Genomic DNA, 12,854 nt, shown 5'->3' with positions numbered 1-12,854 from the left:
ATTGGATGTGAAATATTATCTGCTGCTGCCTTCGATCGCCCAGATCGGCTCCGCAGTGGATAATGTCCAATGGGAAACGATCTTGCGCTCGGTTTCCGCCCACCGCTCTTACCGGTGGCTCAACGGGGCCGATATCAGTGCCCTGAGCGTGGCCGAATATCTGATCCTTCACCGTCAGATGCCGCGTTCATTGGCCTTTTGCTATTCCAAAATTTCCGATAATCTCAAACATCTTGAGGTTGATTATGGGAGTGATGTGACATCACATCGTCTCGTAACGGATATTTGTGACCGTTTGCTCAGCCAGCCAATCCAGAATATATTTGAGGCTGGCCTGCATGAATTTATCGTCGAATTTCTGGCGGCAAATAATGGCCTCGCCGCTCAAATCGAGACCGACTATAATTTTCAGGACAGGATAAGCTGACGATGCTGCTGAAGATTCATCATGAAACGCGCTACAATTACGATAATCCCGTGCAATATGGGCTGCAGCAGCTGCGCCTTCGCCCCAAGGAAAGGGCTGGGCAGCGGATATTGGACTGGAATATAGAGATTGATGGCGGTTCGCTGGAATTGTCGTTCGAGGATCATCATTGCAATCATGTCGACCTGATCAACATCGAACGCGGACGATCCGAAATCGTCATTCGCTGTAATGGCGAGGTAGAAAATACCGACGGTAGCGGTGTCATTGGCAAACATGCCGGATTTGCCCCTCTATGGTATTTCAAACGGGCGACGGCGCTTACCAAGCCGGGAACCGAGACGGCGAAATTGATCAAGTCGCTGAGCCAAGATTATGACAATGACATTGCCAGGCTGCATGCATTGTCAGCGCTGGTCACCGAAAAGGTCCCTTATGAGATTGGCAAGACCGATGCGGAAACAACCGTTGAACAGGCCCTCAAGCTAGGCGGCGGTGTGTGTCAGGATCATGCCCATATCTTCTGCACGGCGGCCCGTGCCCTGGGGTTTCCCGCCCGCTATGTCTCCGGCTATCTGATGATGAGCGACCGGGTGGATCAGGATGCAACCCACGCCTGGGCAGAAATCTATATTGAGCATATCGGCTGGGTCGGCTTTGATGTGTCCAACGGCTATTCGCCGGATGAACGCTATGTTCGTGTCGCAACCGGTCTGGATTACAAGGATGCGTCACCGATATCTGGCCTGCGATACGGCCCAGGTGGCGAAGATATGATTGTAACCCTGCAAGTGCAGCAGTAGAGGAATCGCAGATCATTGCGATGATTCTAACTAGGGATAAAGATTAAAAATGACCTATTGCGTTGCCTTGCGGATGAAGCGCGGCCTGGTTTTCATGTCTGATACCCGCACCAATGCCGGCGTTGACGATATTGCCCAGGTCAAGAAATTGACCAGCTGGGAAGTGGCTGGCGATCGGGTGATCACCCTGCTTTCGGCCGGCAATCTGGCGACCACGCAGGCGGTGGTCAGCCTGCTGGACGAGCGCGGCAAACATCCCGATGACCGCAATCCCTCGATATTGCAGGCGCCTTCCATGTTTCAGGTCGCCACGATCGTTGGTGAGACCTTGCGCGAAGTGGTCAAGACCTATGCGAGGGATGGTCAGGAAGCCAAATCTCCATTTGGTGCGACATTGATTCTGGGCGGGCAGATCCACGGCAGTGATCCGAGGCTTTTCCTGATCTACCCGGCCGGCAATTTCATCGAGGCCAGCGACGACAGTCCCTTTTTCCAAAGCGGCGAAACCAAATATGGCCGGCCAATTCTTGTCCGCGCCTTCGACCCGGACATGACCTTCGAAAATGCCGTGAAATTACTGCTGGTTTCGTTCGATTCGACCATAAGAGCCAATCTGGCGGTGGATTTGCCGCTGGATTTGCAGGTCTATGAAGCTGACAGTTTCGCGATCACGCAACAGCAGCGGATCGAACAGGATGATCCCTATTTTCAGACGATTTCGGCGGGATGGGGCGATGCGCTGAGAAACGCGTTTCAATCGCTGCCCGATTTCAGCTTCAAAAACTAGCCGAAGCGTCTTTCTCCCGCCAGCGCCCGATGGGCCATGGCCATCGTCGTCAGCTGCGCGTTGACGCGAATGCAGCTTGGCATCACGCTGGCATCGGCGACATAGCAATTGGTCGTATTGTGCACGCGCTGGTTGAGATCAACGACGCCCTTGTCCGGGTCTTCGTTGATCGCATTGCCACCGTGGGGATGGGAACTCGACAGGACAACGTCATCCGGCTCGACGATCGCCTTTTCATAAAAGGCATCAATATCGGCATGACTCATGTCGCTGGTCAGCGTCTGGCCGCGGAGCAGGGCAGGGTAGACCTCGATCGCGCCGTTGAGGAAATGGACTTTGGTCATCGTCGCCAGCGCCCGGCGCAACAGCGCCAATTCATTCTCGCCGATTTTCAGCTTGAGCTTGCCATTGTCCATATAGCCAAGCCGGTCGGCCGGAAACAGGACGCCGGCCGAGGCCAGCCGATTATAGTTTTTCATCCGCTCAAAATGGTCCTCGAACCAGCCCGGCACCAGGGTCGCCATGCTCATCGGCGGCTGGAAATGGCTTTCGATCAGGAAGTCGCCGCGGTCGACATAGGTCGCCATCTGGTCCTCGTTCCAGACATTGACCTCTGTGCCTTCGGGCATCAGCGCGACCACCGGACAGGCAATGTTGAGCGAAATATTGCTACCCGATTGCAATATGCCGCTGTCGTAGAGCAGGTTGCTGGAAGCCAGCGCGCCGGCTGCCACGACCACGCCCTTGCGGGCCCTTATTGTGCGTTTGCCGCCGTCGCTCAACCTGATTTCGACGGCGTGCGCGATCCGCTTGCCATTGGCACCCTCGGTCCACAATATCTCGGTCGCTTCGGCCCGGTCCAATATCCGTGCCGGTTTGCTGCGCGCATCGCTGGTCGCATGAGTGAGGAAGCTCTCCGGCATGGCTTTTTTTTCTGCCGTACGGACAGCCCGTGTTGCAATAGCCGCAATATATGCATTCGGTATCCGGCGTTTTCGGGCCGTAGTTTTTCCGAAACCATGCGGTGATCGCTTTATGGTCCATGGGATCGTTTGATTGGGCGGCATATTTGTTCCAGCCGTCGATCAGGTGCGGACCATTGTTGCGACCGACGATCCGGTCAATTTCCGAAACCTCCAGAGCCTGCTCGACCGCCTCGTAACTCCGTGCCAGATCGGTCTCGCTGACCGGAGCACCCAGCTCGGCCCATGTTTCGTAAACATCTTCGGCATCAGGATGGACGAGGCCTGCATGTTTCATGCGCAGGCAGATACCATTGTTGATGACGGTAGAGCCGCCAACCACGCGGCCCTGAAACACGATGATGTCGCGGTCCGAGGTCGTCTGCAGGGCACCATCCTTGAACATGCGCGCCGTCATCCGGGCTTCTTCATGGGTGATACGGGATGAGGGATAATGTCCACCGGCCTCGATGATCAGGGCTTCATGCCCCTCGTCCGCGACCGCCGCAGCGGCAACCGCGCCGCCAGCACCCGAGCCGATCACGATCACGTCGGTTTCCTCCGGGATGGCATCATGACCAACGAACACTCTTGCCGTGAGATCACGCTGCGGTTCGCGGCGGACCGGGCGCTCTCCCGGGGCCGAGCGGTCGCGCTGCGCCGGCAGTTCGAAATCAAGGTCGGCATAGATGGGATTGTCGAAATTCGCTTCTTCGTCGCCATGCTGCCAGTGGCCATAATAGCCGGCGAGGATGACACCCTTGGTGCGCGCAATATCCTGAAACAGATCGATCCGGGATTTCTGTAACCGGCGGCGGATCAGGTTTTTCCTGATTCCGGGAGGCGCCAACAGAAAAAATGGCCCGCCCAGAACGAGCAGCAGGCCGTAGAGCGCGATGCCGATTTCAACCGGCTTGTTGCCTTCGATATTGGAGAAATGTTCCTGCAGATTGTCGACGACCTGATCGGCGGAAATGGCCATTGTGCGATTGTGAAACAAGGCTTCTGCCATCGCCTTGATGATCAGCGCCTGCAATCGGTTAAACGGCTTTTTCAACTTTCATCTCCCTAGGTGCGACCCGGGGTGTCTATCATTATGATCTAGTGTTTTGCAGCATGGTCGTCCAAGCCTATGCCCAGTCCATCGCCGTCGGCGCCAGCCTTGAACCGGCGGAGCACCGCGCCAGCCGCCAAATCAACTTCGGCAATCATGTCAGGGCCGGTTTCGGCGACATAGAGCTTTTTGCCATCGGATGAGAAGAGGATCGTCACCTGCTGGGATTCGGCGGTCCCGCTTATTTTGATCGCGCCTTTGGGCTTGCGCGTCGCGACATCGAATAGCCCGAGCGCTCCGTCACCGAGATTGGAAGTGATTGCGGTGGCACCGTCGGGGCTGATCGCGACGCGGATTGGAAATTTCCCGGTCTCGATCAGCGCCAATTGTGCAAGATTGCGGGCATCGAAAACCCGCAATTGGTCGCCGCGGCGATCGGCGACCCACAGGCTCGCGCCGTCGGGGGTGATCGCCAGCCCTTCCGGTTCGGTTCCTGCCGGCAAATCGGCAATCTTGGTCATTGTAACCAGATCAAGCACGCTCACCGTGCCCGATTGCATATTGGAGACAAAGGCGCGGGACTTGTCGGGCGTGACCACCAGCATATGGCTGCCCTGCTGGCCCGTCGCAATATTCGCAATCTCGCGTGTTTGCGCTTCGCCAGTTGGTGGCGACACAATGGTGATATTGTCGCTGCCTTCGGTCGTTGCGATGATCCGGCCATCGTCCAGCCACTGGATTCCGTGCGGACGGCGGGCCGGGGCCAGCGACACTGTCTCGATCCGGTCCATTGCCGCGATGTCAAAAATATCGATGGTCTCTCCGCCATAGGAAACGACCGCAGCGAGCCTGCCATCGGGCGATATCGCGATTTCATGCGGCTGCTTCCCGGTATTTCGCCGGGCGCTTTCCTTGCCGCTTGCCAAATCGATGAAGCTCAGACTGTCTTCACCCTTATTGCCGACCAGCAATATTCCGGACATTGGCTCTGCTTTCGCGGCCATATTTTCACTGCAGCCTGTGCCGGCGGCAAGCAGGAATATCGCCGAACAGAAATGTGTAAATTTCTTGACCATGGTCCAACCTTTCCCGTTATTTCATGCAGGATAACAGCTAAACATGGTTTTTCTATCCCTGATTTTGACGCAGCTGTGATACAAGGCACTGCTTGTGACGATGCCGATGATAGGATATGTATATTCTATAGGTCATCGAGGGATTGTCATGCGTGAAAAAGCTCGCCGGTTCACCTTTGCACTGGTCGCTGCAACATTGGTTGCAGCTCTTGTGGTTCCTGCACCTGCGTCAGCGCAATTTGGTGGGCTGTTTAAAAAACGGCCATCCGCCGACAGCAAGACAGCTGACGATAGCAAGGCTACGGATTGCGCCACCGATTCGAAAAATTCGATTGGTAAATCCATATTGGGCAGCATGATTGGAGATTTTACCCGGCGGGCCACCGGCGGTATGGGTTTGGTCGGCTCCTTCATTCCCCGGGCGGAGGTGGCTGGTACACTGACCAATGCGATTGCCTGCCGGCTTGACCCCGATGAACAGTTGCAGGCTGCGGAAGCGACGCACAACATCACCCGCTCCGAACAGATCGGAACCAGTTCTGAATGGACCAGCCAGACGCGTGAAGGTGTGTCGGGCAGTTCCACCGCAACCGCGAAAACCCTGACCGCCGACGGTACGAGTTGCATGTCGATCACCGATGTTGTTATTGCCGATGGTGAAGAGTCCCGCGTGTCCAAGCGGATGTGCAAAAAACCCGGAGAAACACGATATATAGTCGTGGCATGAATATGAAAAACAAGATCAAGACCGCAATCGTCATCGCCTCGCTTTTTACCTTGGGAGCGACCGATGTAAAACCGGGCATGGACCCGGATAATCCAACCTGTCCGGAGGCTCCCAACTGGTCGACCAACAAGACGATGGAGCTGACACCGAAGATGATGGACGGCACCAAAGTATTATATGCCGAAGGGGCCGTCGATGCTGGCTTGCCCGACCGGTTGCGCAAGATGTTGGCGGACAATCCGGATATTTCCGAAATCTGGTTGCGGTCTTCCGGTGGTAACGCGAGAGCAGGCAATGAAGCGGGCCGGGTGATCCGGGCGGCCGATGCCTTGATCATCACCCGCATTCCCCAGGGGTGGACCTGTTTCAGCGCGTGCAATTTTGTGTTCATGGGGGGCAGGGCCCGGATCGTCGAGCCCGGCGCCCATTTCATGGTCCATATGTTCACCATGACCAACGACCGCAATGCGATCAATTACAGTATAGAAATGGGGACCGATTCGACGGTTGGCCTGATCGGCGAAGTTGAGCAGCAAAGCGCGCTTCTGGCCACTGAAGATAATGATTTTCTGATCAGAATGGGCGTGTCGCGCTTATTATTGTCCGAAGTCATGTACAAGACCAGCGCCGTGAAGACCGACGACGGCGACAAGTCGACCCGTCGCTGCCTGACCAACGATGAAGCGCTTCGTTACAATGTCGCCAATGTCGGCGGCTAGACTACTGCGCATAATATTCCGGCCTCGCGAAAATGACAGCCCCCTTTTGCTTTTCTTTTGAAATTATGGCGTTAGCATGAGCTTGAGCTAATCGGGCCAGCTAATCGGGAAGGCAGGACTATGCGTCATATTGCGATCGTCGGATCGGGACCTGCCGGCTATTATTCGGCGGAAGCGGCGCAAAAGAAGTTCGGCGAAGATGTCTGTGTGGATATACTTGATCGCTTGCCGGTTCCCTTTGGCCTGATCCGTACCGGTGTGGCCCCCGACCATCAATCGATCAAGGCGGTGTCACGGCGCTATGAAAAAACCAATACCGGCGACAATGTCCGCTTCGTCGGCAATGTCACCGTTGGCGAAGATGTCAGCGTCGCCGAATTGCAGCAATTATATGACGCCGTGATTTTGGCAACCGGCGCACCGCTTGACCGGGCGCTGGACATTCCCGGTAGCGATCTGCCCGGGGTGATCGGCAGCGCGGCCTTTGTCGGCTGGTATAATGGCCATCCCGATTTCAAGGATCTTGATCCGCCGCTCGATGCCCGGTCGGTGGCAATTATCGGCAATGGCAATGTCGCGCTCGATGTCGCCCGGATTTTGGCCAAGACCGAAAATGAATTGGTCGGCAGCGATATCGTCGGCCATGCGCTGGAAGGGCTGAAACACAGCAGGGTCGAGAGGATCACGTTTCTGGGACGGCGTGGGCCGCATCAGATTGCGATGACGCCCAAGGAACTGGGCGAACTGGGTCATCTGGAGCGGGCCAGACCGGTTGTCGAAGCGGATGATTTTCCGGATATCGGCGATGATGCCATGCTTGAGCCGGGCATGCGCAAATCAGTTACCCATTTGCGCAATTTCCAGATTTTGGCAGCCGATGCGCAGCATAAACCGATCGAGATCGCTTTCGACTTTTTTGCCATGCCGGTCGAGATTCAGGGCGATGGCAGGGTCGAGAGGCTGATCGTTGAAAAAACCGAACTGGACAAGGACCTGCGATCGATCGCCACCGGTGAACGTTATGAACTGGACTGCCAGATGGTGATAAGCTGTATTGGCTATCGCACCCCGCCAATCGAAGGCGTGCCTTATGAACATGGTCGCGGCCGTTTTCCCAATAGCGATGGACGGATATTGCCCGGTCTCTATTGCGTCGGCTGGGCGAAGCGCGGGCCGTCAGGAACCATTGGCACCAACAAGCCCGACGGCTTTGGGGTCGTGGAAATGATCGCCGAGGATATTGGCGAGAATAGCCGCAAAACCGGTCGCCAGGGCCTCGACTCGCTGCTCGTCAAGCGCGGCGTAGAAACGGTCACCTTCCGCGACTGGAAGAAAATCGAGGAAGCCGAAATCTCCCGCGCAAGGGCAGGCTCGCCGCGCGAAAAATTCACCGATATCGCGGACATGATTGCGGCGCGGAAAGCCTAGCCCAGCCACTCCCGCAAAATCGCGTTTACCTTTTCCGGGGTTTCCTGTTGCACCCAGTGTGAGACGCCAGGCAGGCGGTGCAGTTCGAGATCGGGAACCCATTCTCCGGTGCCGTCGGTGCAGCGGATGTCGATGGCGGTATCTTCCTCTCCCCAGATCATCAATGTCGGAATATGCACCATCGCATCACCGATCTCCCGCGCATCCTTGGTGCGCACCAGGGCGCGGTAATAGTTGATCATCGATCGCAGCGCGCCCGGGCGGCTGGCGGCGTCGGCATAGATTTGCAATTCGCTATCGGGGAAGCGGCTTTTGTCGACCGCCATTTTGGAGAAGGCCTGTTTGATCCGTTCGGCGCCGTTCAATCCGAATAGCCATTCTGGTATGCGCGGCAGCTGGAAGAAGAAAATATACCAGCTTTTCTTCAGCTGATGCCAGTGTTTCAATTCGCGCTGGGCGCATTTGGGATGGGGTACGTTCATGATCACCAGCCGGGTCAGCGGCCGGATTTTAAGGATGGCGAAATGCCAGGCGATGATCGCGCCCCAGTCATGCGCGATCAATGTGACTTCTTCCGCGCCGCTGGCATCGATCAGCGCGGCGACGTCCTGCACCAATATGTTCAGTCGATAATTATCCACGCCCTCCGGCTTGCTGGAGCCGCCATAGCCGCGCAAATTGGGCGCCCACACTTTATAGCCCATTTCGACGAGCAGCGGAATCTGGTGACGCCAGGAATAATTGAGTTCGGGAAAGCCATGCAGACACAGGGCAAGTTTCTTGCCTTCACCGGCGGTTGCCACCTCGAATGTCTGGCCATTGGCTTCGACCCATTGCATGGCGATGCCGCTCGCCGGTGCCGGGTTCCATGAGTATGAATCGGTCATAATTTTTCTTAGCATCAGCGGTCTTTAACCATCCAGTTAAATCTGTTAAGCAGTCCTAAAATGTACAGGAGAGAATCGATGCATGATCTGGTAATTCGTGGCGGGACTGTTGTAGATGGCACAGGCGGCAAGCCTTTTGTTGCCGATGTGGCGATCGATGGCGATCGCGTTTCTCTTGTCGGGACGGTCGCGGCGCAGGGCCGCGAAGAGATTGATGCAACCGGCAAATTTGTGACTCCGGGCTTTGTCGATGTGCACACCCATTATGACGGACAGGCGACCTGGGATGATGAAATGGCGCCGTCGTCATGGCATGGCATTACCACAGTGGTGATGGGTAATTGCGGTGTCGGTTTCGCGCCAGCTCGCCCCGATCGTCATGAGTGGCTGATCAATCTGATGGAAGGTGTCGAGGATATTCCTGGCACTGCGCTGGCCGAGGGTATGAGCTGGAACTGGGAGACTTTTCCCGAATATCTCGACGAGCTGGAAAGAATGCCGCGCACCGTCGATGTCGCAACCCATGTGCCGCACGGCGCGGTACGCGCCTATGTGCTGGGTGACCGGGAAAAGCCCGGCGCGGTGCCGACGCAGGATGAAATCGATCAGATGTCGAAAATTGTCGAGGACGGGCTGAAAGCCGGTGCGCTCGGCTTCTCGACATCGCGCACGATCCTGCACCGCAGCATCGATGGCGAGCTTGTTCCGGGTACCACCGCGACCAAGGAAGAACTGATCGGTATTGGCCGCGCCATGGGCCGGGTCGGCTATGGCGTGTTTGAAATGGCCAGCGATCTCAACAAGGAATGGGACGAATTTGGCTGGATGGGCGACCTCAGCCGCGAAACCGGCATGCCGGTAACCTTCGCCGCGCTGCAATCGATTGCCAAGGACCAGTCGCTCGATGAGCAGATCGCCAATATGCGCGCAGAAAATGACAATGGCGCCAATATCGTCGCGCAGATCGCGTTGCGCGGAAACGGCATTGTCATGGCCTGGCAGGGCACGGTGAACCCGTTTGTCCGTCACCCGAGCTGGATGGCGATGGAAGATCTGAGCTGGGATGAAAAATATGCCAGGCTGAAGGATCCGGCGTTCAAGGCGCAGTTGCTCAGCGAGGCCAGCACCCCGCCGGAACAGGTCGACATGATGCCGGTGTTCATGGTGATCACGCAGGGTTGGCCGATGCAGTTCGAAATGGACGAAGATTTTAACTATGAGCCGCAAGCCGACGAGAGCATTGCCGCGCGCGCAGCCGCCGCCGGCAAGTCTGGCGCTGAATATGCCTATGATCTGATGATGGCGGATGACGGCAAGGGCTTTATCTATCTGCCCTTGCTGAACTATATGGACGGCAATCTCGATTTTCTCGAGGCCTTGCAGCAGTCCGACGATACGGTGAACAGCCTGTCCGACGGCGGCGCCCATTGCGGTACGATCTGCGATGCGGCGAGCCCGACCTTCATGCTCGAACATTGGGTGAAGAACCGTTCGCGCGGTACGATCAAGCTGGAGCATGCGATCAAGCGGCAGTGTCTGGATACGTCTCGGCTCTATGGCCTGAATGATCGCGGTCTGCTCAAACCCGGCTATCTAGCCGACGTCAATGTGATCGACATGGACCGGATCAAGCTTGGCAAGCCATGGCTTGCATTCGATCTGCCAGCGGGTGGCAAGCGCCTGCTGCAAAAAGCCGATGGCTATGATTATACGATCAAGTCGGGGCAGGTGACGTTCAAGGGCGGTGTTGTCACCGACAAGCGTCCCGGCGGCCTGATCCGTGGTCCGCAAATGGTCGAGATGCTCGAAGCGGCGGAATAAAGCGCAGCCGGTTTCCCGGCTGCGCCCCAAGATCAATTTATTGAACTAGAGTCCGGTCCAGCGTAGCCGGACAAAGGCACTTCTGCTTGCGCCCGGCAGGCGTGCGCCGGTTGCCACGTCCGAACCGCTGACCCGATTATAGCCAGCGAGATGTTCGGTATAATTTCTGTCGAACAGATTTTCGACACTGGCGTCGAGCGTGAGGCCTGGTGTCAGTTCGACATGACCGAATAGTCCCGCCAGCAAATAACCATTGCTCGGCTGTTCGTCATTGGTCGCAGAGACTTTGTTCTGAGCCGCAAAGACCTGCAATTCCGCGCCCAGATGCCAGGTTTGTTCCTGCCAGCTCAAGGCAACACGCGCATTTGGCGGAGCGATGCGGTAGAGATTGTCATCAATATCGCGGCGCTTTGCCCGGACATAGCTGGCGGTGCCATCCAGATGGAGCGGCCCGCTGATATGCCAGCCGAAATCCAGGTCAGCCCCGTAAATCTCCGCGTCGACATTGGCAAAGCGCAACGGTGTCGGATCGCCGTTCATATTGGCGACCATTTCCACCGGACTATTGATGATACCCGGGCTATCATCGAAGGGCACGCCCTGAATGAAATCATCGACGCGACGATAGAATAGCGTTGGTCGTGCGTAAAAACGGCTGTCCTGATAGTCGAAACCAATCTCGGCAATCCATGCCTTTTCATTGCGCAGATTCAAATTACCGACATAGATGTTGCCGTCAGCAAGACCGCCACTGGCACCGGTCGGCAACCAGGAGAAGCGCTCGATGGCATTGGCGACCCGGGTTTTATACGCCAGCGACAGGCGGGGTTTGAAACTGCCCATATCGCTCCAGAAGCGTGCCGCGAGATCAATCGTGTCATCGGACCAGCTGCGATCAGACGCAGCGAAAGCAGCGGCGAGAATGCGCGGACCCATCGGAACCGCGCTACCCAAAAATGGCGATCCTGCCGACATCTGATGATGATCAAGCCGGGCGCCGATTTCGGCCTCAATTGGTCCAATTGCAATGCGACTCTCGACGAAGCCACCGATCCGGCTACCCGCAATATTGTTGAGCGAGGTCAGGAAAAAGGCGGCATTTGCTGGATTGGTGATCCGCACATCCTTGTCCATCACTTCCACATCTGCGCCCAACCGAACATGCCGATCCGGCGTGCCAATGCGGAGCGCCGTGGCAGCGGTATTGGTGTCCGCGTCGGCAAAAGTTGCGCGCCGATCCATCGGATTGGCCGGTGCTTGCCGCAGCGAAAAATTGTCCATCAGATGCCGAACTGCGACATGGCCCGCTTCCACTTCGAGATAGAGATTTTCGCTGAGCTTGCCTTCATAGGCGAGGGACAGGAAGTCGGTGTTGAAATATTGGATATCCATCGGGAAAGGCGGGTTGCCGGTCGGGTCGGTTTCCTGACGGCGGTAGGACAGGGTCAGGCTGCCGTCGCCGATTTTCAAGCCGGCATGGGCGCCATAATTCATCCGCTCGAATCTGGATGACGCGATGGTCCCGCCGGGATATTGTAGATCATCGCCTTTTTCGTAGGACGCGATCATCCCCAGTTTGACCCGCTCGCTGGACAGGCTGACCAGCCCTCCCATCAGATAGCTGTTGTCGCCGCTGCGATAGCCGGCGGTCAAATCAGCCTTCGGTTGCAGTGCAGCGCCTTCGGAAAATTGCGCTTCCTTCAATATGGCATTCACGCCGCCGCCAAGGCCGGGACCCGTGCGGACCGGGCTGATGCCGCGGTCGATTTCGATCCGGTCGACCAGAGCCATCGGCGCATAATGCAGCGGCGGGTCCATCAGATTGGGACCTCCCGATGAAAAGCGCTGCCCATTGACCCGGACCAATATCCGGTCACCAAACAGGCCGCGATACTGGACCTGGCCGGACAGGCCGCCATTGTCGATCAGGGCGGCGCCGGGTGCCCGCGCAACAAGCGACGCTGCGTCGGGAGTGGAGACAATTTCCTTGTCGCTTTCAATCTCGTCGGTGGTCACGGTGTCGCGCTGACCGGTGACAATGATATCGGTGAGCGGGTCGGCTTCGGCAAAAGCAGGCGAGGCAAGGGCGATGTTCGCCGTAAAGACAGTCAATATTCTTCTGTTCATGATAAATCCCAAACGGCCATGTCCCACCGCGTGGGA

Annotated in this window: 11 protein-coding genes and 2 pseudogenes; 7 read left to right on the top strand and 6 right to left on the bottom strand. The window is 56.8% G+C overall.

What is annotated here, in order from left to right; genetic code table 11:
• The 3 genes from V7665_RS07065 to V7665_RS07055 form a co-directional block, all read left to right on the top strand.
• Nucleotides 1-427 (top strand): alpha-E domain-containing protein (locus V7665_RS07065; protein ID WP_335663829.1); only part of this gene is annotated, 427 nt, incomplete at its 5' end.
• 2 nt (nucleotides 428-429) lie between these two features.
• Nucleotides 430-1,230: a transglutaminase family protein gene (locus tag V7665_RS07060; RefSeq protein WP_335663828.1), complete on the top strand. Its 801-nt coding sequence runs from the start codon at nucleotides 430-432 to the stop codon at nucleotides 1,228-1,230.
• A 49-nt stretch (nucleotides 1,231-1,279) separates the two neighbouring features.
• A complete protein-coding gene (locus V7665_RS07055; RefSeq protein WP_335663827.1) occupies nucleotides 1,280-2,017 on the top strand; it encodes a peptidase in 738 nt (245 codons plus the stop codon).
• On the opposite strand, the gene V7665_RS07050 is transcribed toward V7665_RS07055, so the two are convergent.
• From V7665_RS07050 to V7665_RS07035, 4 genes and pseudogenes are all read right to left on the bottom strand, one after another.
• Nucleotides 2,014-2,751 (bottom strand): GMC family oxidoreductase, encoded by a 738-nt coding sequence (locus tag V7665_RS07050; protein ID WP_335663831.1) that lies wholly within the window; start codon nucleotides 2,749-2,751, stop codon nucleotides 2,014-2,016. The genes V7665_RS07055 and V7665_RS07050 overlap by 4 nt on opposite strands.
• A 3-nt stretch (nucleotides 2,752-2,754) precedes the next feature.
• Nucleotides 2,755-2,940 (bottom strand): annotated as a pseudogene (locus V7665_RS07045) (hypothetical protein); the annotation flags it as partial.
• A gap of 82 nt (nucleotides 2,941-3,022) precedes the next feature.
• Nucleotides 3,023-3,961, bottom strand: a pseudogene (locus V7665_RS07040) (GMC family oxidoreductase N-terminal domain-containing protein); the annotation flags it as partial.
• 119 nt (nucleotides 3,962-4,080) lie between these two features.
• Complete coding sequence (locus V7665_RS07035) at nucleotides 4,081-5,109, bottom strand: YncE family protein (protein ID WP_335663826.1); 1,029 nt, start codon at nucleotides 5,107-5,109, stop codon at nucleotides 4,081-4,083.
• A gap of 148 nt (nucleotides 5,110-5,257) precedes the next feature.
• On the opposite strand from V7665_RS07035, the gene V7665_RS07030 reads away from it, so the two are divergent.
• From V7665_RS07030 to V7665_RS07020, 3 genes are all read left to right on the top strand, one after another.
• Nucleotides 5,258-5,836 (top strand): hypothetical protein, encoded by a 579-nt coding sequence (locus V7665_RS07030; protein WP_335663825.1) that lies wholly within the window; start codon nucleotides 5,258-5,260, stop codon nucleotides 5,834-5,836.
• A 2-nt stretch (nucleotides 5,837-5,838) separates the two neighbouring features.
• Nucleotides 5,839-6,555: a hypothetical protein gene (locus V7665_RS07025; protein ID WP_335663824.1), complete on the top strand. Its 717-nt coding sequence runs from the start codon at nucleotides 5,839-5,841 to the stop codon at nucleotides 6,553-6,555.
• A 120-nt stretch (nucleotides 6,556-6,675) separates the two neighbouring features.
• A complete protein-coding gene (locus V7665_RS07020) occupies nucleotides 6,676-7,983 on the top strand; it encodes an FAD-dependent oxidoreductase (protein WP_335663823.1) in 1,308 nt (435 codons plus the stop codon).
• Here V7665_RS07020 and V7665_RS07015 read toward each other — a convergent pair.
• Nucleotides 7,980-8,870 carry an alpha/beta fold hydrolase gene (locus tag V7665_RS07015; RefSeq protein WP_335663822.1) on the bottom strand — a complete coding sequence of 297 codons (891 nt, stop codon included), beginning with the start codon at nucleotides 8,868-8,870 and terminating at the stop codon, nucleotides 7,980-7,982. The genes V7665_RS07020 and V7665_RS07015 overlap by 4 nt on opposite strands.
• Before the next feature lie 78 nt (nucleotides 8,871-8,948).
• Between V7665_RS07015 and V7665_RS07010 the strand changes: the two genes are divergently transcribed.
• The gene (locus V7665_RS07010; RefSeq protein ID WP_335663821.1) at nucleotides 8,949-10,691 is read left to right on the top strand and encodes an N-acyl-D-amino-acid deacylase family protein; all 1,743 of its coding nucleotides are present in this window, start codon (nucleotides 8,949-8,951) and stop codon (nucleotides 10,689-10,691) included.
• A 45-nt stretch (nucleotides 10,692-10,736) separates the two neighbouring features.
• On the opposite strand, the gene V7665_RS07005 is transcribed toward V7665_RS07010, so the two are convergent.
• A complete protein-coding gene (locus V7665_RS07005; protein ID WP_335663820.1) occupies nucleotides 10,737-12,818 on the bottom strand; it encodes a TonB-dependent receptor plug domain-containing protein in 2,082 nt (693 codons plus the stop codon).
• Nucleotides 12,819-12,854 lie beyond the last annotated feature (36 nt).

Origin of the sequence: Parasphingorhabdus sp. (assembly GCF_036964675.1) — a bacterium.
Classification (GTDB): Bacteria; Pseudomonadota; Alphaproteobacteria; order Sphingomonadales; family Sphingomonadaceae; genus Parasphingorhabdus.
This window is presented reverse-complemented; position numbering and strand designations above follow the sequence as displayed.